This is a genomic window from Calidithermus terrae (assembly GCF_003574345.1).
Taxonomy (GTDB): Bacteria; Deinococcota; Deinococci; order Deinococcales; family Thermaceae; genus Calidithermus; species Calidithermus chliarophilus.
This window is the reverse complement of record NZ_QXDL01000025.1, coordinates 1-22,384: the sequence shown is the minus strand read 5'-3', so window position 1 is coordinate 22,384 and position 22,384 is coordinate 1. Positions and strand designations below refer to the sequence as shown.

Here is a 22,384-nt window from a genome sequence, read left to right as displayed (position 1 = left end):
GACTTTAGGGCTAAGCCGGGGGGATGAGCCGGAAGCGGTACCCGAGCGACGTGAGCGACGGGGAGTGGGGGTTCGTGGCCCCCTACCTGACCCTGATGCGCGAGGACGCGCCGCAGAGGGGATACGCCCTGAGGGACGTGTTCAACGGCTTGCGCCGGGTGGTGCGGGCGTACACTCCTGATCCCGGCAGAACCCCTTCTCTCTAAAAGGGGTACTGACCCCCAAGGGAGGTCGAGAACCGCTTGCACCACAAGCGGGATGTGGTGTTCGGGGAGAATGCTTCGCGGAGCCGGAAGAGGGCGGTAGGGCTGATGTGCCTACGGAGCGTAATCCAGAGCCTCTTGCATCTCAAGAAGCAGCCGGTGTTGTGCTCGGTCAGGAGGTTCTCAGCCAGCCCTCAAGCTCTGTTGAGGTTGATTCAAGGATTGTGATAAAAGCCTGCCTCAAGGGGTGTCGAACCCGTGGTGACAACCGCCTACCGTAGAATGGTTCGTGTTACCTCAACACCTTGAATCCCCACTCGCGTTCATCATCCAGCTGAGCGACATCCATCTCCATCACTCAAAACCGAACCCCGTTCTAGATCGGGCTGCCCGGATCGTGGATGCCATCCGGGGGATTGAGCCCGGGCGGGCACGGCAGTGCGTGCTGCTGGTGACCGGCGACGTAGCCTTCAGCGGCAAGCCGGAGGAGTACCGGCTGGCGTCGGATTTTTTGGCAGGCCTCCGGCAACGTCTTGAGTCAGAGACCGACAACCCCGTCGAGGTCATCCTAATTCCAGGCAACCACGACTGCGACTTCGCTTTCGACTCTAAGGCCCGCGGTTTGCTTCGGGATGCAAGCCTCAATTGTGGGGACGCCGATGCCTCGGTCGTGGACATCGCGACCAATGTGCAGAGCGCTTTCTTCGAGTTTCGTTCAACTTTCGCTAAGGGCGCATGCCCTCAAGGCTTGGAGCGCCTGTTCCAAACCGTAGAGATCCCGGTCGCAGGCGGCAGGCTTTACGTGAACGCCTATAACACCGCGTGGCTGTCCACCTTGAGCGAAAAGCCGGGAGAACTCTTCATGCCGGTCACGCGGCTGACGCCTCCTGACCAGCGTGACGGACTGGTGGTCAGCGTCTTCCACCACCCGTACGGTTGGCTCGAGCCGAACAATGCCCGCGACTTTCGTAACCTCATTGAGCGCACCTCCGATTTTGCCCTGACCGGCCATGAGCACGTCCCCGGGGTGCGGGACGTGAGCAACCGGGACGGGTCAACCCAGCACTACATCGAGGGCGGGGTGCTACAGGACAATGATGACCCTGCCCAGAGCTGGTTCCACGTGATCGTCCTCGACCTGCTTAACAACCAGCACAAGACGGTGACCCTGACCTGGAACGGGGAGCGCTACTCCACCTCCTGTGAGGACGCTTGGTCCAGCATCCCCTGGAATTCCTTGCGGCAGCGTAGGGAGTTCCAGTTCCAGCAGGGCTACGCCGAGGAGCTCGACCACAGTGACTTCCGCTTCAGTACCGCCCGGCGGCAATTCTCTCTCAGCGACCTCTTCCTCTACCCCGAACTGACGGTGTCATCGCCCCGGGACCAGGCCAGACGCATCGACCCGAAGCTGGGCAAGCCGGAGGCCACCCGGGTCCGGTCGGGGCAATTCCTCGACTTCATTCGCGAACACCGCAAGGTCATGCTCTACGGACCAGAGAAGTCCGGCAAGACCACCCTGAGCAAGCGCCTGCAGGTGGAGCTGTACGAAGCCGGGATGGTCCCCGTTCGGCTGGACGTGAGTCGCCTCAAGGACCTGCAGCCTGTATAAAGTGTGGAAAGCCGTCGAGAAGATATTCGAAGAGCAGTACGACAAGGGCACCGAGGCCTACCGCCAGCTACCGGAGGAGAAGCGGGCCTTCATCGTGGATAACTTCCACTCGGAGGTTCTCGACTACCGGCAGAAGGAAGCGCTGGTGGAGCAATTGACGAAGCTAGGCGATTATATCGTGCTGTTCAGCGGGGACGAACTCGCTGTTGACGAGTTCGTCATCGCCCGGAGCCTGAAGCCTTTGCTGGAGTTCAAGCGCTGCGAGATCCAGCCGTTCGGTTACTCCCTCCGCTCACAGCTCATCCGGCGCTGGTACGCCACCTCCGACGCCTATACCAGTGACGTGGCAGCCCTCCGTCGGAAGTGTCTGCAGGTGGAGCAGTTCGTGAACAACATGCTCGGCGCCCAGCTGATCACCCCGTACCCCTTCGCCGTGCTGATCATCCTGCAGCAGATCGAGACCAGCCTGGGGCACGATATCACCTCGGCCTCCTACAGCGCTTTCTGCGAGCTGTACGTCAAACAACAACTGGCCCTGATGAGCGAGGTGACGAGGATTGAGCTGGGCACTTTCGGGGCGGTGCTGGAGGAGCTCGCCTACCGGCTGTACGACAGCGGGCAGCGCACGATCTCCCGGCCGGCCTTCGAGGCACTGGTCGCCGAGTACAGCAGGTCCAAGCTGATCAAGGTTGACCCGCAGCGGCTGATCGACGCCCTGCAGTCTCGCGGTTTCCTCCGCAACATCGCCTCAGGCGTTGAGTTTTTGTACAACTATCAGTTCCACTACTTCACCGCCGCCCACGTCGACTCCTTGCTCAAAACAGACCCGGACAAGGGCCGCGAGGTGGTGGCAGGGCTGGTGGAGAACCTGCACCTTGAGAACAACGCCAACATCCTTGTGCTGCTGGGTCATCTGTCTAAGGATCCCCGAATCATGCGGGCGGTCCTCGAGAATGCACGGAGCCTTCTCGGAACTCAACAAGCCTGCGACTTCGACCGGAGCACGGAGTTCGTGGCCCGCCTGACGGATCGGGTACCTCAGCTGGTGTTCCGGGACGGTGACCCTGAGGCCAACCACACCGAGAAGCTCAAGCTCCACGACGCCCGGGCAGAGGGCGACCAGGAAGCTCGGACGACCGCCGAGACCCTGGCCCAACCCGACCCCGAGCGCTACGACCACTCCGTGGATGAGATCGACGAAACCCTGCGCAACTTCATCACCCTGAACAGGGTGTCGAAGACGGTGGACGTCATGGGTCAGATGCTGCGCAGCTACGCCGGCAGCATCGACGGTGAGACCAAGGTCCGGGCGATGCGCGAGTGCTACGACCTGACCATGCGGGGGCTGGGCCTCCTCTACACCCTTATCGAAAACAACCTCGAGGAGGCCGTGCAGTTCGTGGGTGAGTTGTTCTTAGAGCGGCTGCCCACCTGGAAAAGCCTCGAGAAGCGCGAGCTCGAGGAGCGGGCCCGGCATTTCATCTTCAACCTCTGTACGGCGCTAGCCCAGGCTTTTCTCCAGCGGCTCACCAACGCCGTGGGCGCCCAAAACTTGGAGCTGGTTTTCAACAGCCTGCTGGAGGACGCACCGGTGTCTTATCATCTGATCGACTACTGTATCCGCACTTGGGCGCTCGACCAGGTGGACATCCACCGGGTGAGGGAGCTCAAGAAGCTGACCCGCAGCAAGCTCCTCGCCTACACCCTGCTGATGCGGCTCACCCTCACCCACTTCTACCTCTATCATGTAGACCCGCGGAAAGCGCAGCAGATCTGCGCGGAGCTCGGCATCGAGTACCGCGCCGCTATGCTTGCCGACCTTCGGGGAAGAGACCAAAAGCGCAACCCGCACCGCGGCTGACCTCCGGAGGCTCGGGATTGGGGCTTATCTTGCTGACCAGAGTCGTCGCATAAACCCAACCCTCCTGCATGTCACGTGCTAGTGCTCAGCTCCAAGGACGAGGCCGAGAGCATGCCCAGCGACCTGGAGGGCGCGGCCGCCTACCTGGCCAAGCCGGCGCGCCTCGAGGCGGTCGACCGCCTCACCCGGGGGGCGGAAGCCCCCTCCGCCCGGTGGGGAGGGCACGGGCGCTGCGCGCGGCTGCGGGGCCTGGTTCACGTTCACCCCAGCCCGAAGAGGGCCTCTCCCTCAGTGACGGCCGCGGGGCCCGCCGGGCCGGTCGCCCCCGGCCCTCCCGCCATACTGGCGCAGGAAGCGCGCGCCCTTCTCGGTGACCTCGGCGTCGCCCCTGGCCCGCAGCTCGCGCATGTGCCGGGCCACCTCCTCCGGCCGGGCGGCCTGCGACGGGGTCTCATTGCCCCAGTTGTCGATCCAGAAGAAGCCGTCGGCCCGGTAGTGCAGCCCGAGCCCCTCGCCCGAGCGCAGGAACATCAGCAGCCCGTAGGGCACGCCCGCGGAGTCCTGCCGCGCTGTGCGGTGCGGCGCCGGGGGCAGCGGGGGCGGCGGTCTGGGGGGCTGGCGCTCGTCGAAGCGCACCCAGCTGGTACTTCAGCCACCGGTGCTCCTCGCTCTCCCCCGCCCCGTAGGGGCACGCCGAGGCCCCCTGCACGTGGTAGAAGTGCCAGCGCCGCCGCAGGGGGAAGCGCGGGCGCAGGGGCCGGCCGCAGTGCTTGCACACGTACTCGCCCGCGCGCAGCTCCTCCTTGTGGGCCGCGTCCCCCCCTCGCTGCAGGTGGGCGAAGAGCAGGTTGACCTCGGCCGGGGGCTGGCGGCGGGCGTCGAGCGCGGTGAACATCCCTGGAGCCAGTATAGTGCGCAAAACCGCCGCCCCCGGGCCACACCACGCCCCGGCGCCGGCGGGCCCGGTGCCCACTACAGGCGCCGCAGGGGGATGCCGTCAAGGGCCAGGTGGAGCCACTGCGAGGCGTAGTACCCCGCCAGGGACCCCCACAGCAGGGCGGGCTCGAGGCCCTCCAGCCACCCGCGCAGCGGCAGCAGCAGCGGGCTCAGGTACAGCAGGCGGCTGAGGGGCCCCAGCACCCAGTGGTGGGCCAGGCCGCGGTGGCGGAAGAGCAGCCCGTAGGGCAGCCACACCAGCTTCAGCGGCCCCCAGCGCCGGGCGGCGAGGACCGGGTAGCGGGGGAAGTTGTCGAGGTCGGGGGTGACCCAGAAAGTCCCCAGCGCGTAGCCCAGCGCCGCCCCCAGCCACAGCGGCTCGCGCCAGTCCAGGCCGAGGGCGCTGCCCGCCAAGGCAGCGCCCTCGCCGAACAGCAGGTTGGCTCGCTCGTGGACCTCGCCCGCCGGCATCGCGACCTACACCGCCGGCGCGCTGGCCAGCGCGCCGGGGAGGCTGAGGGGGTCACTAACGAAGCTCACCCCCTCCAGCACCCCTCGTACCACCAGCCCGTCCCAGCGCCCGGCGTACAGCAGCAGGGGCTGGGCCCAGTGCAGCCGCACCCCCTGCAGGTAGGCCAGGTCGGCGGCGTAGATCTGGTCGCTGGACCCGCGCCGCCGCAGGTCGTGCAGCAGCCCGGGGGGCGGCTCGAGCACCAGCGGCTCGTGCAGGCTCCACACCAGGTAGTCGGCCCCGGTGCGCCGGAAGACCTGCTGTGCCTGGCGCTCGTAGTCGTGGTAGGCCTTGAGCGACTGCAGCAGCAGCACGCCCTCGCGGGGGCCCTCCCCGCCGCCGGAGAACTGAACCCGCACGGCGCCCTGGTAGCGGTTGAGGATCACGGACATGGCGACCTCCTATCTCCTATGCTTCTTACATATATCACCAAGCTCGGGAAGGGGCAAGGGCGCTTGACGATTTCCCCGTGCTTGTGCTAGCCTCCAGCTAGCTCACGGGAGGTCGTGAGCCGTACCACCGAAAGGTGGACCTCCTATCACGAATCGCCGCCCTGAACAAGGGCGGTGGTTCGTTTTTCCCGGATAGGAGGCCGGCTGGGGCTGGGACCTGGGCCCGTTCGGGTCCACCCGCCCCGCGCCCCTCGCGCTACCTGACCAAAGCCTTAAGGTTCCTTCATGCCTGAAGGCATATGATGCTACAGTGAATGTTGATAGGGAAAGGGAAACGGAATAGGGAGGATGCCGAGGAAGTACCTGTACCATGACCCCGCCTGGTTGCGCCGCGAGCTCAAAAAGCATCGCAGCATCAGGGTGCTCTGCCAGATGCACGGCTTCAAGCCGGCCACGGTGATCGACTACCTCGCGCGCCACCCCGAGGTCAAAGCCCAGGTCGCCGACCTGCTCCTGCCCTCCCCTCCGGGTCCGGGCAAGGGGACGCCGGAGCGCGCCCGCCTGGCCTCGCTGCGCCGCCACAAGCAGGACTGGACGGTGGAGGAGCTGCGCGAGCAGAACCTGCCGCTGTACTGGAACCACGGCTGGCTGCTCGAGCAGCTGCGGGAGCTGCGCTCGGTCGAGGAGGTCGCGCGCCAGCACGGCTACAAGCCGCTCACGCTGCAGTCCTACGTCTTCCGCCACCCCGAGCTGCGCCGCGCGGTGGAGGAGCTGCGGCTGGAGCGGCGGGAGAAGCTGCAGGGGGTGCACCTGCGGCTGCCAGGGGAGCTTTCCGAGCGGCTGGCCCAGGACCCGCGCTCGAAGATCGGCCTGGTGGAGAAGGCGGCCCGGTGGAAATTGAGCCAGAACCAGAAACAGGACCAGAACCCTACTCGCGAAGCACAAGAAGCGCAGGAGGCGCAGGATGAACAGCAAGGATAAATACAGCCTCATCCGCTTGGGGCGGAAGGTGTTCCCGACCCGCCCCCACTGGGAGGTCGAGGCCCTGCAGGCCCAGGGCCTGCCGCTGTACTGGAACAGGGAGTGGCTGGCCGGCGAGCTGCGGCGCCTGGGCTCGGCACGCCGGCTGGCCCAGGAGTGGGGCTATCCCTGGGGCGAGGTCGCTCGCTTCGCGCGCCAGTTCGGCCTGGCTGCCCCCGGGCACCGGCCCTGGAAAGCCACCTTCGTCATGCTGGACAAGGACCTCCTCAAGCAGGTGGAGCAGTCCCGCAAGGCCGCCGGCGTCTCGCGCAACCGCTGGATCGTGCAGGCGCTGGAGGAGTACCTCGCCCACGAGGACGCGGCCAAGGCGCAGGGCGGGTCCCGGCTGACCAACTAACCCCGACAAGACTGAAGGGGCCCGGTGGGCCCCTTTTCCCGTCGCTGTCTGTGCCTGTGTCCGTACCCCGTACTTTTGCCCGGCTAGACCCCCGCCAGCAGCCCGGCGACCAGCCGGCCGTAGGCCTCCTCGAAGCCCGGCGGGGCCGCCTCGAAAAGGCTGGCCCGCCGGGGCGGCTGGCTGTAGATGAGGCGCTGGCCCGGCAGGGCGGTGAAGCTCAGGCTGTCCCCCTGAACCACCAGCTCCCCGTGCAGCGGCAAGGCCAGCAGGCGCTCCAGGCGCCCGGGGGGGATCGGGCTGTCGGCCTCCACCCACCACTGCCCGCGCCGCTCGAACCAGCGGCGGAGGACGGCGTGGTAGGCCTGGGGCCCCGCGCGCACTGCGCCCCAGCCCCCCTTCAGGCCCAGCTCACGCAGCGCGCCGCGCAGTGGCCCGCTGGCCTCGTGGGGCACCCCGCGCAGGTGGAAGATCTGGCGGTCGGCGGCCTCGCCCGGCCGACCGTCCAGCGCCACCGCCGCCCGGAAGCCTTCGGGAGTCCAGGCCCAGCCGAGGTAGGCCCGGCACGGGGTGCGGGCGCCGGCCGGCCTCGTCGGGAGCCGCCCACGGCGGCCCTCCCCCGCGCGCTGGACCAACCAGAGCCCGGCGGTGCAGTCGGCCAGGGCCCGCTCGAAGGCCTCGCGGGGGCCGCCCACGGGGAACAGCTCCCACACCGCCGCCTCAAGCACCTCCCGCGCCGCGGCGGGCGCGGTGACGTGGGGGTCAGGGGGGACGACAACGTGCATCACGCCCTCCCCGCCTCCCGCACGGCCGGCCGGGAACCCTCGCCCCGCGCGCCGTCCCCAGCGCAAGGGTCCAGCAGCCGCCAGGCACCCTCGCCCTCCAGGGCGGCGGGGTCGTAGTAAACCCAGCGGTCGCCGGGCTGGGCCGGGGGAACCGCCTCCACCGCGCGCACCGGGCTGTGCGCCCAGCGCCTGCGCAGGGCGGAGGAGTCGAAGCCCACCAGCACCACCTCCTGCCGGTTGTAGAGCCGGGAGAGGGCCTCGAGGTTGGCCCCCACGGCCACCCCACGGCCCGCCAGCCCCTCGGGGGCCTGCCGGAGCACGAACAGCCGCTTCACCTGCCGCCCGTTCCGGCGGCTCTGCCGCCGGAATTGCAGCGTCAGGGCGGTGAAGCGCTCGCGCACCACCTCCGGGGGCTCCTCGGGGTGTACCTGTTGTCTCGTCATGCTTACCTCCTATCAGGGATTAGTATATCCGTTCTATTCGGTGTCTTTGGTATCCCCAGAACCGATAGGGGGCGGCCCTGGCGCTCGTGGCGCCCCTTCCCGGCGGACACCCCCTGGCCACCGCGCCTTGAGGCCGCCCTGGCCGAGGCGCTGCCGGGGGAGCTCCAGGACCACAACCCCCACCGACCGCCCCCGCGGGGGGGCGGTTATTGTTGCTATACTTGCTCTTGATAGGAGGTAAAGGTATGAACCACCAACAAGAGCAGGCCATGCGGCACCTCGAGGGACCGGCCCTGGTCTTCGCCGGCGCAGGGGCCGGCAAGACCCGCACCCTCACCCACCGGGTCAAGCACCTCGTCGGGGAAGGGGTGGACCCCCACGGCATCACCCTGGTGACCTTCACCAACAAGGCCGCCGGGGAGATGAAGGAGCGCATCGCGCGCCTGCTGGAGGCCCCCCTGGCCGAGGCGGTGTGGGTCGGCACCTTCCACCGCTTCTGCCTGCAGGCGCTGCAGGTCTACGGCAGCGAGGTCGGCGTGGCGCAGGCGCGGGTGCTGGACGCGCACGAGCAGCAGCGGCTGGCCGAGCGCCTGATCGACGCCCTCTTCCCCAAGGGCAACCGGCCCGACGGCTTCACGGTCCGCGCCGCGCTGGGGGCGGTGAGCCGGGCGGCCAACAGCGGCTGGGACGACGTGCAGCTGGCGACGATGTACGCCGACCTCACCGAGAAGATCGTCAACTTCCGGTGGGCGTACGCCGACGCCAAGAAGGAGCTGGGCGTGCTGGACTACGACGACCTGCTGCTGCAGGGGGTGAGGCTGTTCAAGCTGGGCCGGGCCGCGGCGGCCATGGCGCGGCGGCGCTGCGTGCAGCTGATGGTGGACGAGTTCCAGGACACCAACGCGGTGCAGCTGGAGCTGGTGCGGGCGCTGGCCCCCGGGGCCAGCCCCAACCTGATGGTCGTGGGCGACCCCGACCAGTCCATTTACGGGTGGCGCGGGGCCGATTTCCGCACCATCCTGCGCTTCCGGCAGCTCTACCCCACGGCCAGGGTCTACGGGCTGTACGCCAACTACCGCTCGCAGGCCCACGTGGTCCGGCTGGCCAACCAGGTGATCCGGGGCAACCGCGAGCGCAAGCCTGAGGAGCAGCTCCCGGTGCGCGAGGCCGGCGAGCCGCCGCTGCTGGTCAAGGCCCAAACCCGCGAGGAGGAGGCGCGCTTCGTGGCCGACGCCGTGGCCTTCAGCCACGAGCAGGGCGTGCCCTACGAGGAGATGGCCGTGCTGATGCGGGCCAACTTCCTCTCCCTCGAGGTCGAGCGGGCGCTGCGGGAGCGCAAGATCCCCTACCAGCTCGTGGCCACCAGCTCCTTCTACGAGCGGCGCGAGGTTCAGCTGGTCCTCACCGCCCTCAAGGCCCTGCTGCGGCCGGACCCGCTCAACGTGGGCTTCCTGGTCGAGGAGCTTGTCGAGGGCGCGGGCGCGGCGGGGGTGAGCAAGGTGCTCGAGGAGGGGAAGGCCGGCGGGCTCGGCCCGCTGGAGGCCTTCTGCGACCCCGCCTGCCTCAAGGGCCTGCGCAGCGAGCAGGCCCGGCAGGACGCCCGCCGCCTGGCCTCGGCCCTGCGCCGCCACGCCCCCTACGTCCACACCGCCCCCCCGCGGGAGGTGCTGGAGGAGCTGCTGGAGGGCATCGGTTTCGCCGCCTTCCTGGCGCGCGAGGCCGACGGGTCGGCGGAGGCCCTCCTCAGCCGCGAGCGCAACGTCGAAGCCCTGCTGGAGCAGGTCCAGCGCTGGCGGGAGAAGAACCCCGACGCGCCGCTGGGCGACCTGCTGAGCGCGCTGTCGCTGGAGGCCGTCGAGAGCGCCCCCGAAGGCCGCGGGGTGCGGCTGATGACCGTGCACGCCTCGAAGGGCATGGAGTTCAGCGTGGTCTTCCTCTTCGGCTTCAACCAGGGGGTCTTCCCCCTGCGCAAGGCCCAGGACGACCTCGAGGCCCTCGAGGAGGAGCGCCGGCTGTTCTACGTGGCGGTGACGCGCGCCAAGGAGCAGCTCTTCCTGTCGTGCTCGCTCAAGAGCCCCAAGGGCGCCCAAAGCCCCTCGCCCTTCCTCGCCGAGGTGCAGCTCGAGCAGCTCGACTACGACCCCGCCCTCGGCTTCCACGGCCGCGGCGCCACCCGCGCCGCGGCGGCGCTGTTGAGCCTGTAGGGCATAGCCACAGCCTGGAGCAGCCCCCGGTCAAATGACCGGGGGCCTTTTCCGCGGGTGGCATAATACAGGGTATGTCCAGCGTGCGCAGGCTATGGGAGAAAGTCCTGGAAGCTGCCGAGGAAGACTTGGTCCGGGAACTGGTCCACAGCCTCAAGGCCGAGGAGGCCGAGGCGATCTGCGGGCGGGGGATCGCGGCCGTCGCGGCCTACGCCCTTCCCCGCGCCGAGCCGCCCGACCTGCTGGCCTTTCTGGAGATGGACGCCCGCCCGGCGGTGCTGTGGCGCGGGGACGAGCGGGTGATGGAGGGGGAGCTGCTGGAGATCGCCTTCCACGTCGAGGAGCACCCCGACCCCGGCTACCGCCTGGAGCTGGTGGGGGCCGCCGAGCCCGCCGAGCCCGTTGCCCGCTGAGGGGTGCCGAGGTAAGCTAGAACGGACACGGAATCAGGAGGCCCCATGACCTACCACGTTTCCCGAATTCGGCTCCAGGACGGCGTTTGCGACGACCCCTACGGCCAACCCAGCTACGTCGCCATCACCCGCGACGACGAGCTCGTGTGCGTGGTCTGCCCCTACGAGGGCAGCACCCCGGCCGACCTCGAGCACGCCCGGCAGCTCGCGCTGCGCCTCGAGCTGACCCACGGGGTGCCCACCGACGTGCTCGAGGAGCTCGTGGAGCGGAAATTCACCCAGCACGAGCGCAACCGCATGCTCGAGGCACTGCGGAGCTTCGTGTCTCTCGCGCTGCGCACGTCCCGCGTGCCCACCCGCCACCTGCGCCCGGGCGAGGAGCTGCAGGCCGGCGCCCGCCGGCGCCGGCCGGTGTTGCCCAGCTTTGACGTCGAGGAGGAGGGGCAGGAGCTCTAGCCCGCCGCCACGGCCGGTTCCGCCAGGACCGGCCGTTCCGCGCGCAGGGCGTGGACGTAGCCGTAGGCCAGCGCGTGGATCGGCTGCAGCCGCGCGCGCCGGACCCAGCGCACCCGCACCCACTCGAAGCCCCCCTTGAAGCCGTAGTACAACGCCCACAGCGGCAGGTCGAGCTCCTGGCGCGGCGACAGCGCGTACAGCCCGTCGGAGTTGAGCGCGCGCACCAGGCTCTGGGCGTCGGTGCGCAGGAGCACCCGCCGGTGCCCGGCCAACCTCGCCTGGTGCAGCCCCTGGATCACCGCGATCAGCTCGGCGCGGTGCGGGTGGACCGGCCCCTCCATCGGCGGCAGGCGCAGCGCGTGGGGCGAGCCGTGCCCGTCCTTATGGGACCAGCCCACCAGCGCCCGCTTGGGCTGGCACGGGCGCCCCAGCACCACCGCCCAGACCGCGTAGCGGCTGGCCTCCCCCGCGAGCACCGACCCGTCCGTCCAAAGTGTGACCATCAGCTTAGCCTCTTAACCCCCTTCCGGGGCCTGGACCAGACTACGTCCCGGCGGGAGGGTCGCCGGGTCATCCGCAGTTGACGCGGCTGCCGTCACAGGCCCTTATTCAAGCTATCAAATCCTTTGAGAGGAGGCGTTGGACTTGCCGCGGCGGCGAGTGCGATTGCCGGCTGGTATCGCTCCAGGCAGAAGGGGTGCACATGCCGGTTCGTGTCGTCGACCGTGAACACCTGGCACCGGCCATGGGGGCCGAGCCACGTCACGGTAAGAGCCCCGGCTGGTCGGGGGAAGCCCGGGGCAGCCGGTCGAGGTAGAAGGCGAGCACCCGCCCCGAGGCCGCCTCCCGAGCCGCCACCACCTTGCTTCTCCACACGGCGGAGCTCCGCTTGAAGGGCACCCGGTCCTCGAAGGTCACCGTCCCCTCCGAGGGAAACCCCTGGGGGTGCAGGGGGTGGGCCCGGGGCAGCACGAACCCCGAGCCGACCGAGTTCCGGCCGCGCCTGGGGCCGTGGGCCAGCGAGTACAGCACCTTCCCGTTGGGCGCGACCAGGACCGCGTGCACGTCGGTCTCGTGCTCCTGGACGACCCGGCGCAGGGCCGCCTGGTGGGAGGCCCCAGAGTGCCGGGCCAGGTGGAAGACCGCCAGGGGGCCGTAGCCGTGTGCCTGGAGGCTGGCCTCCAGCAGGTGCCCGGGCATCATCAGGCGGGCGGCGGCCTCGAAGCACAGGTTCTCCTCAGCCTGCGTGGCCAGCGCGCGGTTCTTGAAGAACAGCGACCTGAGGTACCCGTCGAGCTCGCCGTCGAGGGCCATCTGGAAGAGATGGTGGGCCAGCTCGTGCAGCCCGGTGAAGGCGAGCCTGGCCCGGGGCTCACGCGGGTCGATCAGGATGACCCGCTCCCCCTCCGGGGTGGTGAACGCCTTGTTGACCTCCCCCTCCTTAACGGTGACGCCCAGCTCGGCGGCCAGGCGCCGGAAGTCGCGGCTGTAGCCGTGCCGGCGGTGGAACTCGTCGACCGCCTCTAAGAAGGCGGCCCGGATCTCGGCGAAGTCGGGGTCGCGGTCGTCCCACACCCCTCGAGACTAAACCGGCTCCAGGGAAAGGGCGGTGCGTTAATCACTCGAGCGCCCGCTTGAGCTGGAGGAACAGGATGTGCCAGTCCTCGCCCCGCTCGGGGTACTTGCCGCGCAGGCGGATGCCCAGGAGCATCCGCTGCCAGTCAGGGTCGCCCAGCTCGGGGTAGCGCTCGCGGTACTCCCGCACGAACTCCTCGAGCGAGGGCGGCAGGGCCTGGGCGGGCGCGGGGCCCGGACCACCCCCCGTCAGCTCTTCCAGCGTCACGCCGTAGGCTGAGGCGAGCCGGTTGAGCACCTCAAGCGTGGGGTTACCCGCCTCGTCGGACTCCAGCTTGGACAGGTAGGCCACCGAGACCCCGGCGGCCTCGGCGGCCTTGCGCAGGGACGGGAACCGGTTCTGGCGGAAACTCCTTAGGCGCTCCCCGAGGGTCATGGCCCGCTCCTCCGTGTTCACTTTAATAGATTATAAGGTCGCCCTCTTGACATTTAGTGAGCGTTAACTAAAGTGAACATTAGCAGGCGGTACCGCACCGCCAGTAAACGGTGCGGTTACCCAGGGGGTGAAAGGGAATGGCCAAGGTGCAGAAACAGTTCGTCGAGTTCCACGACAACATCCGGCTGGGGCAGTACGACGAGAACGCCACCCTCCGCGAGAAGCGGGACATCGTGCTGAGGAAGCTCAGGGAGGGCCTCGAGCGCGACTTCGGGGCCAGGGGCGAGGAGCCGCCCAAGTTCAGCCCCTTCAACCAGGGCAGCTACGCCATGAACACCGGGATCAGGCCGGTAGAAGGCGACTACGACATCGACGTGGGCGTCAAGTTCCACGTCTCGAAGGACAAGCACGGGCCGCTCGAGGTCAAGCAGTGGGTGTACGACGCGCTCGAGAACCACACCAGCCGGGTCGAGATCCGCCGCAATTGTGTCACCGTCTACTACTTCAAGGACGGCAAGGAGGACTACCACGTCGACCTCGCCGTGTACGCCGCGGGCGAGGAAGGCCGGGGACCGCTGTACCTGGCCAAGGGCAAGGCCAACTCCGACGCCAAGTACAAGCTCTGGGAGCAGGCCGAGCCCGAGGAGCTGATCGCGGCGGTCACGGGCCGCTTCAGCGGGGACGACGCCGCGCAATTCCGCCGCGCCGTCCGCGCGCTCAAGCGCTGGCGGCAGGAGCGATTCAAGGCGAGCGGGAACGGGGCGCCCGTGGGCATCGGCCTGACCCTGGCCGCCTATTACTGGTTCGATCCGGTGAAAAGCGTCGACCTGCTGCAGAACAAGACCGAGTACGACGACCGGGCCGCCCTCAAGGCCCTCGTCGGGCGCATGCTGGATAACTTCCAGTATGTCCGGCACGAGCAGGAGGAGGCGTGGGCCTGGCGCCTGGTGGTGAACGTGCCGGTCAAGCCTCACACCGACGTCTTCACCCGGATGACCAACCCCCAGATGGCTACCTTCAAGGAGGAGCTCGAGGCGCTCAAGCAGGCCCTGGGGCAGGCCGCCAGCGAGCCGGACACCCGCGAGGCCTGCCTGACCCTGCGGGAGCAGTTCGGCGGGGATTTCCCGGTGCCCGAGGAGAGCGAGACCGCGAAGAAGGGGGGCCGCTCGTACGTGGGGAGCAGCTCGAGCGCGTGAGCGGCACGATCCAGTACGTCCTTGAACAGGTCGCGCGCGAGCAGCTCGAGGCGGTCGAGCCGCTCGACCCCTCTCGGCTGGGTCCTGGCATCCTGGCGGGTGCGACCGGGAGGGTCGCCGTCGCGGGGCACGGCCTCGAGGTCACCGTCCGGGTCCCCCGGGGCTTCCCCGCCGACCTGCCGCACGTGGAGGTGAGCGGGCTGCCCTTCCGCATCCCCCACGTCGCCCGCGACGGCGACGTCTGCTTCGCCGTGCGCCAGGGACTGGTGGTCGACCGCCGCGACCCGGCCGGGGTGCTTCGGCAGGCCCTCGCCTCGGCCCTCGAGACCGTGGAGGCGGGCCTCGAGCGGCGCAACCTGGCCGACTTCGCCGAGGAGTTCGGGGCCTACTGGGGCGGGGCGCCGGAGGCTCGCGTCGCCTGCAGCGCGGTCGAGCCGGAGGGCGGCCCGCGGGTGATCATCGCCCTGGAGCGGGGCGAGCGGGAGGGCGGCGGGTTCGTGCCCGTCGCCTTCGCCGACGACAAGGCCCGGCTCGAGGTCGTCGCTAGGCGCCTCGGCGCTGGGGAGTGGAGATCCCGCCTGGCCGTTTACGTCCCCATGGCGCTGCACGACGCCCCGACCCCACCCCCCGGCGGCGCCGCGTGGACCTTCAAGGACTGGCGGGCCTTCCTCCACGGCCACCTGCACCGCAGGGGTCGCAAGCGCCTCGGGAAGCTGCTGCGCAAGGCCGGTGCCGACGCCCCCGTGGTGCTGGGGGTGTTGAGCGCGGGCGGCACCTGGACGCTGCTGGGGCTCAAGCCGCCGAGCAGGTCCGGCGTGCACCCGCTGCTGGGCGGGTCCTCGGAGGTGCCCGCCGTGCTGGGGCTGGAGCGGTGGGACCGCACCTACCTGCTGCCCCGCGGGGGTGCCGACGGCAGGTTGGGCCGCAGGCGGGTGCTACTGGTGGGCTGCGGGGCGTTGGGCGGGCAGCTGGCGGTGCTGCTGGCTGCCAGCGGGGTGGGGTCGCTGACCCTGGTCGACCCCGACCGCCTCAGCAACGACAACACCTTCCGCCACGTCCTCGGCCGCAGCGCCGCCGGCCGGCCCAAGGCCGAGGCCCTCAAGCACGACCTCGAGCAGCGCTTCCCCTACCTGGAGGTCAGCGCCGTCGCCGAGGACGTGCGGAGGGCGCTCGACGACGGCCACGTGCACCTGGGCGGCTTCGACCTGGTGGTGCTGGCCACCGGAGAGCCCTCGCTCGAACTCGAGCTCAACGAGCGCCTGCGGCGCTCCCCCGCCGCCCCGCCCGCGCTGTTCACCTGGCTCGAGCCGCTGGGCGTCGGCGGGCACGCCCTGCTGACGGGCCGGGGGGAGGGCTGCTTCGAGTGCCTGTTCAACCCGCCGGACCATGAGGAGGCCCCGCTGTTCAACCGCGCCTCCTTCGCCGCGCCGGGCCAGCGGTTCACCCGCGAGCTGGCCGGCTGCGGCGGGGCCTTCACCCCCTTCTCCTACCTCGACGCCGCGCGCACGGCCGAGCTGGCGGCGCGGCTGGCCCTGCAGAGCCTCACCGGCGCTACACCGGGGAACCGGCTGGTCTCGTGGCGGGGCGACCCGGGGGCGTTCCTCGGGGCCGGCTTCCGGCTGTCGGAGCGCTGGGGCACCCCGCCGGAGGGCCTCAGCCTGGGGGGGTGCGAGTTCCGCCGCCCGGACTGCCCGGTCTGCGGCGCGGCCGGGGGAGGCTCCTGATGGCCCTGGTGTTCCAGCGGGCGGGCGAGGGGCGGTTCAAGGTACGCACCCATGCCCTGGAGCGCATGCTGGCTTACCGCCAGGACAGCCGGCGCAAGCTCGAGGGCGGTGGGCTGCTGCTGGGCCGCTTCATCCTCGACTCGCCCGACGTGGTGCTCGACGCGGTGTCGACCCCTATGCCCGGCGACCTCCGCGAGCGCCACCGCTTCGTACGCTCGCAGGCCCACCAGCGGGTGGTGGACGCGGCCTGGTGGGCCAGCGGCGGCACCCGCGTCTACCTGGGGGAGTGGCACACCCACCCCGAGCCCGTCCCCAGCCCCTCGGACGAGGACCTGGGTTCCTGGCGCAGGCACCTGGCCGACCCGAGGATCTATGGCGAGGCCCTGTTCTTTATCGTCGTCGGGACGCGCGTGTTGCGGGCGTGGGAGGGAGTGCGGTCGGACGGCAGCACGGTCAAGATCGGGGAGGTGAGGCTTTAAATGCGCAAGAGGCTCAAGGCAAGAAAAGCGGCCGCTGCAACAAAAGCAGCACGCGCCGGCGACGTGGCACGACCCAAGATCCCCCAGCACGTGATCCTGCAACTCTGGGCTAGGGCCGCAGGTCTTTGCGAATTCGAAGGCTGTGGACAGAAACTCTGGCGGCATGGCCTGACCCTGCAAGCCATCAACCGCAGCCATATCGCCCACATCGTGGGCTTTTCCTCTAACGGACCGCGGGGCGACCCAGAGCGTTCACCCTTGCTCGCCACCGACATCGACAACCTCATGCTGGTGTGCCAAGATTGCCACAACCTCATCGATAAAAAAGCGCTAGAGGATAAATATCCTGAGGCGCGCCTCCGCGAGATGAAACGGGCACATGAGGAGCGCATCGAGAGGGCCACTTCCATGACACCCAGCAAGAAATCGCACGCCCTCGTTTTCACCAGCCGGATGGCGAACGGAACAATACCCAACCCGCCAACCCCGACCCAGGCGCTGGAAGCCATGTGGCCGCGCCGCTACCCGGCTCAGGAACGCCCGCTCGAGATCGACCTGACCACGCTCACCGAACAGCCTCAGGACCCCGACGGATGGCAGCGGGCGCTGGCCGAGATGAACCGCCGGTTCGACTACCTGAAGGAGACGGTTCGTCCCGAGCACTATTCGGTCTTCGCCTTGGCCCGCATCCCCTTCATGATCGCTCTCGGGCGTAGGCTGGGGGACAAGGTCGACGTGGACACTTACCAGCTCAGCAAGGACAAGCGGCACTGGAAGTGGGAGGAGAGCGACGAGGCCTCGCAGACACCCGAACTCCGCGAGCCCGAGGGCCCCTTCGTGGAGTCAGACGTGGTGCTGAAGGTCGAGATCTCTGGGCGAATTCCTGCAGCGCAGGTCCGGCGGGCACTCGGGGAAGACCTGCCGACCTACAGCATCCAGATGCCCGCGCCCGGCCTAGGCGTGGTCACCTCTCCCGAACAGGTGGCCCAGGCCGGCATCCTCCTCCACCACCTGTTCAACAAGATCCCGCAAGCCCACGGGGACACGGCCCGGGTCCACCTTTTCGCGGCAGTACCGCCACCGGTAGCGGTGGAGATCGGTCGTCAGTACCGTTCCCACTTCCCCAGGCTGCGCGTCTACGAGTACCTGCCCGATCAGGGTTGGTGTTTCACCTTGGAGGTGTGACCGTGAATAAAGGTCTTGAACCACGGCTGTTCTTTCTCGCCCGCCGCAAGGACGCCACCGGCATCAGCGGCACCGGCCGCGTGCTCGACGGCGTGGTCTTTCACACCGGCCAGGTGGTGGTGTGCTGGCGCTCCGACGTCAACCGGCCGGGGGGCCACAGCAGCATCGCCATCTTCCCCTCGTGGGAGGCCTTCCTGCAGGTGCACGTGGAGTCCCACCCCGAGAACGAAGCGGAGATCCGCTGGCTGTCCCAGGAATGACAGCCGGGGGCGCTCGAGTACGTCTCCACCGGTTAGCCACCGCCCGGCGCGCCGGACCCTGCCCGAGGGAAAAGGACAGCCTCCGGCCTCCTTGTGCGCTCCCTCCGGGGGCCGCACGCCTCTCCCCTACCGCAGCGGGGTGAGGAGGCGCGGGGTGATGACGATGACCAGGTCGGTCTCGGCGGTGGTGGTGGAGGTGGTCTTGAACAGCTCCCCCAGCACCGGGATGTCGCCCAGGCCCGGCACCTTCTCCACGCTCTCGGTGCGGCGGTTCTCCAGCAGCCCCCCGATCACGATGGCCTCGCCGGAGCCCACCCGCACGGTGGTGGTGGCGTCGCGGGTGGAGAAGGAGAAGGAGTTCTGGGTCTGGGAGGTGGGGGCGGAGACCGAGATGCTGACCTGCACCTCGATGGAGCCGTCGGGGGCCACTTTGGGCAGCATGCGCAGCGTGATGCCGGTGGAGAGGTTCTGCACGGCCTGCACGTTGTTGTTGGTCACGATGACCGCCAGGTTCTGGGTGGCGTTGATGCGGGCCTCGACGCCGTCGGTGGTCACCACCCGGGGCTTGGCGAGGACCCGCCCCGCCCCGCTGGACTGCAGCAGGTTGAGGGTGGCGCTGAAGCCGATGGGCAGGCTGACGTCGCGGCCGAAGACCCCGAAGCGGACGGGGTTGCCCCCGGTGGGGTTGGGGATGTTGGTCTCCTTGACGCCGAAGCGGAAGAGGCTGAGGTCGTAGTCGATGCCCAGGGCCTGGCTGAGGCTGCGGTTGATCTCGATCACCTCGGCCTCGAAGGCCACCTGCGGCCGCGGCGCGTCCAGCATGCGGACCACCTGGTCGATGAGGGCCCGGTCGGCGGGGTTCACGAGCACCAGCAGCGCCCGCTGCCGCTCGTCCACCACCACCCGGACGCTGCCGTAGAGCTGGCCCAGCTGCGCGGCCACGGTGGCGGGGTCGGCGTAGCTCAGCCGGTAGAGCTGGGGCAGCCGCTCGTCGGGCTGGGGCTGGGGCTGGGGCGGGCCGTCGGGCCCGGCCTGGGCGGCCGGGGGCCTGGCGGGCGGCGTGAGCGAGGCCACCCGCACCGCCTGCAGCCGCCGCTCGTCGGGCGAGACGGCCACCCGGTAGGGCTCGGCGAACCTGATCCTCAGGCCGTCCTCCCCCGCCTCGGCCAGCACGCCCTCGGGCAGCTCGGCCCCCGGGGCCAGCACCGCGCCGGGGATGAACAGGGTGTGGGTGGCGGGGTCGTAGGTGTAGCTCAGGCGGCCGTTGCCCAGGAGCAGCAGGCTGTCGAAGCCGCCCAGCACGGTCAGGGGCATCGGGGCCGGGGCCGCCAGGGACAGGCCGAGGCCGGGGTAGAGGTGGAGGGCCAGCAGGAGGGGGCTAAAGCGTCTCGACAGGGCGTTCATACAGGCTTCCTCACGGTGACGCGGCGCGGTGATGCGCCGCGCCGCTCTCAGAACAGGTAGACCTCCCGGCCGCCGTCGGCCACCTCCAGCGCGAGGGGTTCGGCGCCGAGGGTCTCCCCCGCCCGCGGGGTGAAGGGGCGGGGCGCGGAGATCAGCTCGCCCGCCTCCCCCAGCCGCCGGTCGCCGTCGGCGTCGGAGGCGGCCACCAGGGCGAGGGGCTGCCCGGCGGGGAGGTTGGAGAGGGTGTAGCTCAGGTCGGGCTGCACCAGGGTCCAGGCCACGGGCCTGCCGTCATCCCCCAGCGCCAGCAGGTAGGTGCGGGGCGTGCCGGGGGTGGCGGCGCGCCCGGTGGCCAGGCCGTGGCCGAAGTCCAGGTCGTAGCCCAGCACCCCCAGGTCGGCGGCGGTGCCCGCCAGCGTGGGGCGCAGCAGGTCGGGGCGGGTGCCGCTGGCCAGGGCCAGCGCCGCGACCCCGCTGACCAGGGGCGCGGCCATGCTGGTGCCCGCCCGCAGCCCGTAGCCCGCCTGGCCCCCGGCGGCCAGGTCGGTGGAGAGCAGGGCGTCGCAGACCCCGTCGCCGTCCTGGTCGGCGCCGGGGTCGCCCCCGTAGGCGCTGAGCCACAGCCCCTCCCCCCGGTTGGCGTAGGGGGGCTGGTAGGCGCTGCGGGGCCCGGCCAGGGCCGTCACCGCGATCACGCCGGGCAGGGCGGCGGGGTAGCTCAGGAAGCGCCGCCCCGAGTTGCCGGCCGCGGCCACCAGGGCGATGCCCTCGGCCCGCACCGCCTGCACCGCCTGGGCCAGCACCTCCGAGTAGGCCTCGGTGCCCAGGCTGAGGTTGATGAGCTGGGGCCTGTTGGGGTTGGGGCGCTCGGGGTCCAGCCCGGCGGCCCACAGCAGGCCCTGGGCCAGGGTGAAGGCGCTGGTGCTGTCCTCGGCGATCACCCGCACCGGCACGACCTTGGCGCCGGGGGCCGCCCCCCGCACCTTCCCCTGGGCGGCGATCAGCCCGGCCACGTGGGTGCCGTGCCCGGCGGTGTCGGCGGGGTCGGGGTCGTCGTCGGCGAAGTCGTAGCCGGGGAGCAGGCTGGGCGCGAGGTCGGGGTGCTCCGGGAGCACCCCGGTGTCCACCACCGCCACCACCACGCCCTCCCCCCTCGTGCGCCCCCAGGCCGCGGGCAGGCCCATCAGGGGCAGGTGCCACTGGCGCTCGAGCGCGGCCTCCGGCGGGGTGAGGGCGCAGGCGGCCTGGGCGGCAACGGCCTCGAGGCGCACCACCGCGTCGTGCTCCACCCCCAGCACCCCCGGCCGGCCCTCCAGCCGCCGGCGGGCGGCCTCGGCCTGGGCCGGGGTGGCGAACTCCAGGCGGGTGAAGGCCACGCCCCGGCCCCGGTCCTGGTCTTGGCCCCGCCCGCCCCTGGGGCGCAGCACGAGGCCCGCGCGGCGCCTCAGGCCCGGGCCCCAGGCTCGAGCCTCGAGCCGCCCGGGCAGCTCCAGCGCCCCCGGCTCGTGCCGCACCACCAGGGCGTTCATCTGGCGCTCCCCGCCGGGGCGGCCGGCCCGGGAGCCGGTCTCCCCGCCGGTTCCGGTCGCGGGAAGGCGTTGGCCGGCGCCGGCGGGCAGCGCCACGCTCCCCTTCACCGCCCCCGCCTCGAGGTCCAGGCTGTAGGGCGCCGAGGCCTGGCCCGCCACCCACACCCGCAGGGTGAGCCGGCCGTAGCCCTGCGACTCGGGGAGGGTGTGGACCAGCCGGCCCCCCTCCAGCCCCGGGGGGTGCTGCAGCCCGTCCACCTCGAGGCGGGTCAGGGTCTCGGCGGCCTCCAGGCCCTCCGGCGTGGCGGGCCAGCCCCGCCCGCTCAGGTACAGGGTGCGCCCGCTCAGCGCGGCCCCCTCGACGCGGGGGACCACGGCCAGGGGGGCGCTGAGGGAGGTCTTGCCCTGGGCGTCGGGCTGCTCCCAGCGCAGGTACAGGGTGGGCTGCCCGGCCAGCAGGGTGGCGGGCAGGGTGAAGCGCACGCCCCCCTGCACGGGCGTGGGGGTCAGGGCCAAGGGCGCGGCGAGGGCGCCCCCCTCCAGGCTCAGCGTGAGGCTCTGGGGGAGGGTGCCGTAGGCGGTGAGGGTGTCGCCGGGCGCCGCGGGCAGCGACTCCACCGCGGTCAGGGTGTAGGTCTGGCTCGCAGGGTCGCCCTCGCCCTCCTCTCCCCCGCAGGCGGCCAGGAGGAGCAGGAGGGCCAGCCCGGAGACGAGCCCGAGGGTTGGGGTCCGGGTCCGGCGGCGGGGGTACGGCTCCATCGCGGCCAGGGTCATCAGGGCACCGTGAAGGAGCGGGGGTCGGAGAAGCTGAGGCCGTCCACGATGCCCTTCCCGTCGAACGACACCCCCGCCACCCACCAGAAGTAGGTGCCGGAGGGCAGGGGCGCGCGGCCGTCGGGGTAGGTGGCCGAGAGCTGGGGCGTGACGCTCACCGTGCCGTCGGGGTTGGCGGGGTTGGTCCACAGCACCCGGGCGCGGGGGTCCCAGGGGTCCTTGTCCAGCACGAAGTACAGGTAGCCCGCCGCCCCCTCGGTCCGGGCCCAGCTCAGCTGGGGCCGCCCGTTGGACACGCCGGCCCCCTGGGCGGGGGCCAGGGCCTCCTGGGGCGGGAGGAACACCGCGTCGTCGGCGTTGGAGAGGGCGCTCTCCCGGGTGGCGCCGCCGGTGAGCACCGTGAGCGCCCCGTAGAAGACCTCCCCCGGCGTGGCGGGGACGTACTGCGAGTAGCTCTGCCGCCCCGCCGCCCCCGCCGCCTGGCGGCACTGCGCCTCGTAGGGGCCGCCCAGCTCCCCCAGGCTCTGGTAGAGCGCGTAGCCGTCGGCCCCGGGGACGGGCGGCCAGCCCCACTCCAGGGCGTAGTCCCGCCCCAGGGCGGCCGCGGCCAGGGGGTCGCCCTCCCCGGCGGGGG

Annotated in this window: 23 protein-coding genes and 1 pseudogene; 13 read left to right on the top strand and 11 right to left on the bottom strand. The window is 70.5% G+C overall.

Translation table 11 applies throughout. The features are described from left to right. Window positions 1–23: 23 nt before the first annotated feature. The 3 genes and pseudogenes from Mterra_RS04785 to Mterra_RS04775 all read left to right on the top strand — a co-directional run. A pseudogene (locus Mterra_RS04785) lies at window positions 24–179 on the top strand (transposase); the annotation flags it as partial. A gap of 313 nt (window positions 180–492) precedes the next feature. Continuing rightward, window positions 493–1,812, top strand: coding sequence for a metallophosphoesterase family protein (locus Mterra_RS04780; protein WP_051304430.1), 1,320 nt, complete (start codon window positions 493–495; stop codon window positions 1,810–1,812). A 1-nt stretch (window position 1,813) separates the two neighbouring features. Continuing rightward, window positions 1,814–3,673: an STAND family AAA ATPase gene (locus Mterra_RS04775; protein WP_027894372.1), complete on the top strand. Its 1,860-nt coding sequence runs from the start codon at window positions 1,814–1,816 to the stop codon at window positions 3,671–3,673. Between the two features lie 288 nt (window positions 3,674–3,961). On the opposite strand, the gene Mterra_RS04770 is transcribed toward Mterra_RS04775, so the two are convergent. The 3 genes from Mterra_RS04770 to Mterra_RS04755 form a co-directional block, all read right to left on the bottom strand. Next, complete coding sequence (locus Mterra_RS04770; protein ID WP_169730727.1) at window positions 3,962–4,309, bottom strand: hypothetical protein; 348 nt, start codon at window positions 4,307–4,309, stop codon at window positions 3,962–3,964. A gap of 336 nt (window positions 4,310–4,645) precedes the next feature. Then, the gene (locus Mterra_RS04760) at window positions 4,646–5,080 is read right to left on the bottom strand and encodes a DUF2227 family putative metal-binding protein (protein WP_027894374.1); all 435 of its coding nucleotides are present in this window, start codon (window positions 5,078–5,080) and stop codon (window positions 4,646–4,648) included. Between the two features lie 6 nt (window positions 5,081–5,086). Further along, a complete protein-coding gene (locus Mterra_RS04755; RefSeq protein ID WP_119314137.1) occupies window positions 5,087–5,512 on the bottom strand; it encodes a hypothetical protein in 426 nt (141 codons plus the stop codon). 348 nt (window positions 5,513–5,860) lie between these two features. Between Mterra_RS04755 and Mterra_RS04750 the strand changes: the two genes are divergently transcribed. Both Mterra_RS04750 and Mterra_RS04745 read left to right on the top strand, forming a co-directional pair. Then, on the top strand, window positions 5,861–6,493 hold the full coding sequence (locus Mterra_RS04750) for a hypothetical protein (protein ID WP_147372548.1): 633 nt from the start codon (window positions 5,861–5,863) through the stop codon (window positions 6,491–6,493). Beyond that, window positions 6,477–6,890 carry a ribbon-helix-helix domain-containing protein gene (locus tag Mterra_RS04745; RefSeq protein WP_119314135.1) on the top strand — a complete coding sequence of 138 codons (414 nt, stop codon included), beginning with the start codon at window positions 6,477–6,479 and terminating at the stop codon, window positions 6,888–6,890. Before Mterra_RS04750 ends, Mterra_RS04745 begins: the two co-directional genes overlap by 17 nt. An 83-nt stretch (window positions 6,891–6,973) precedes the next feature. Here the strand turns inward: Mterra_RS04745 and Mterra_RS04740 are convergent, their stop codons facing one another. Then, window positions 6,974–7,672 (bottom strand): hypothetical protein, encoded by a 699-nt coding sequence (locus Mterra_RS04740; RefSeq protein ID WP_147372547.1) that lies wholly within the window; start codon window positions 7,670–7,672, stop codon window positions 6,974–6,976. Next, the gene (locus Mterra_RS04735; protein ID WP_119314133.1) at window positions 7,672–8,115 is read right to left on the bottom strand and encodes a hypothetical protein; all 444 of its coding nucleotides are present in this window, start codon (window positions 8,113–8,115) and stop codon (window positions 7,672–7,674) included. Before Mterra_RS04735 ends, Mterra_RS04740 begins: the two co-directional genes overlap by 1 nt. A gap of 245 nt (window positions 8,116–8,360) precedes the next feature. Between Mterra_RS04735 and Mterra_RS04730 the strand changes: the two genes are divergently transcribed. From Mterra_RS04730 to Mterra_RS04720, 3 genes are all read left to right on the top strand, one after another. Further along, window positions 8,361–10,319, top strand: a complete 1,959-nt coding sequence (locus tag Mterra_RS04730) for an ATP-dependent helicase (protein WP_119314132.1) — start codon at window positions 8,361–8,363, stop codon at window positions 10,317–10,319. 74 nt (window positions 10,320–10,393) lie between these two features. Beyond that, complete coding sequence (locus tag Mterra_RS04725) at window positions 10,394–10,732, top strand: hypothetical protein (RefSeq protein ID WP_119314131.1); 339 nt, start codon at window positions 10,394–10,396, stop codon at window positions 10,730–10,732. A 45-nt stretch (window positions 10,733–10,777) separates the two neighbouring features. Beyond that, a complete protein-coding gene (locus Mterra_RS04720) occupies window positions 10,778–11,188 on the top strand; it encodes a hypothetical protein (RefSeq protein WP_119314130.1) in 411 nt (136 codons plus the stop codon). On the opposite strand, the gene Mterra_RS04715 is transcribed toward Mterra_RS04720, so the two are convergent. The 3 genes from Mterra_RS04715 to Mterra_RS04705 all read right to left on the bottom strand — a co-directional run bounded on the left by Mterra_RS04715 (window position 11,185) and on the right by Mterra_RS04705 (window position 13,220). Continuing rightward, window positions 11,185–11,691 carry a reverse transcriptase-like protein gene (locus Mterra_RS04715; protein WP_119314129.1) on the bottom strand — a complete coding sequence of 169 codons (507 nt, stop codon included), beginning with the start codon at window positions 11,689–11,691 and terminating at the stop codon, window positions 11,185–11,187. The genes Mterra_RS04720 and Mterra_RS04715 overlap by 4 nt on opposite strands. 259 nt (window positions 11,692–11,950) lie before the next feature. Beyond that, window positions 11,951–12,763: an ImmA/IrrE family metallo-endopeptidase gene (locus tag Mterra_RS23385; protein WP_119314128.1), complete on the bottom strand. Its 813-nt coding sequence runs from the start codon at window positions 12,761–12,763 to the stop codon at window positions 11,951–11,953. A 43-nt stretch (window positions 12,764–12,806) separates the two neighbouring features. After that, a complete protein-coding gene (locus Mterra_RS04705) occupies window positions 12,807–13,220 on the bottom strand; it encodes a helix-turn-helix domain-containing protein (RefSeq protein WP_218022874.1) in 414 nt (137 codons plus the stop codon). Between the two features lie 116 nt (window positions 13,221–13,336). Between Mterra_RS04705 and Mterra_RS04700 the strand changes: the two genes are divergently transcribed. Genes Mterra_RS04700 through Mterra_RS04680 form a run of 5 tightly spaced genes read left to right on the top strand, consistent with a single transcriptional unit; the run spans window position 13,337 to window position 18,043 of the window. Beyond that, window positions 13,337–14,395, top strand: a complete 1,059-nt coding sequence (locus tag Mterra_RS04700; RefSeq protein WP_119314127.1) for a nucleotidyltransferase domain-containing protein — start codon at window positions 13,337–13,339, stop codon at window positions 14,393–14,395. Continuing rightward, window positions 14,392–16,119, top strand: a complete 1,728-nt coding sequence (locus tag Mterra_RS04695) for a ThiF family adenylyltransferase (RefSeq protein WP_170159554.1) — start codon at window positions 14,392–14,394, stop codon at window positions 16,117–16,119. The genes Mterra_RS04700 and Mterra_RS04695 overlap by 4 nt, the downstream gene beginning before the upstream one ends. Next, complete coding sequence (locus Mterra_RS04690; protein ID WP_119314125.1) at window positions 16,119–16,598, top strand: Mov34/MPN/PAD-1 family protein; 480 nt, start codon at window positions 16,119–16,121, stop codon at window positions 16,596–16,598. Before Mterra_RS04695 ends, Mterra_RS04690 begins: the two co-directional genes overlap by 1 nt. Next, entirely contained in the window at window positions 16,599–17,783 is a 1,185-nt protein-coding gene (locus Mterra_RS04685; RefSeq protein ID WP_119314124.1) for an HNH endonuclease, read from the top strand. 2 nt (window positions 17,784–17,785) lie between these two features. Continuing rightward, complete coding sequence (locus tag Mterra_RS04680; RefSeq protein WP_119280373.1) at window positions 17,786–18,043, top strand: hypothetical protein; 258 nt, start codon at window positions 17,786–17,788, stop codon at window positions 18,041–18,043. Window positions 18,044–18,169: 126 nt separating this feature from the next. On the opposite strand, the gene Mterra_RS04675 is transcribed toward Mterra_RS04680, so the two are convergent. From Mterra_RS04675 to Mterra_RS22170, 3 genes are all read right to left on the bottom strand, one after another. Beyond that, window positions 18,170–19,447 carry a type II secretion system protein GspD gene (locus Mterra_RS04675; RefSeq protein WP_119314122.1) on the bottom strand — a complete coding sequence of 426 codons (1,278 nt, stop codon included), beginning with the start codon at window positions 19,445–19,447 and terminating at the stop codon, window positions 18,170–18,172. A gap of 47 nt (window positions 19,448–19,494) precedes the next feature. Continuing rightward, the gene (locus Mterra_RS23380; RefSeq protein WP_147372546.1) at window positions 19,495–21,735 is read right to left on the bottom strand and encodes a S8 family serine peptidase; all 2,241 of its coding nucleotides are present in this window, start codon (window positions 21,733–21,735) and stop codon (window positions 19,495–19,497) included. Between the two features lie 14 nt (window positions 21,736–21,749). After that, the coding region (locus tag Mterra_RS22170) for a hypothetical protein (protein WP_218022873.1) at window positions 21,750–22,384 on the bottom strand (635 nt) is incomplete at its 5' end.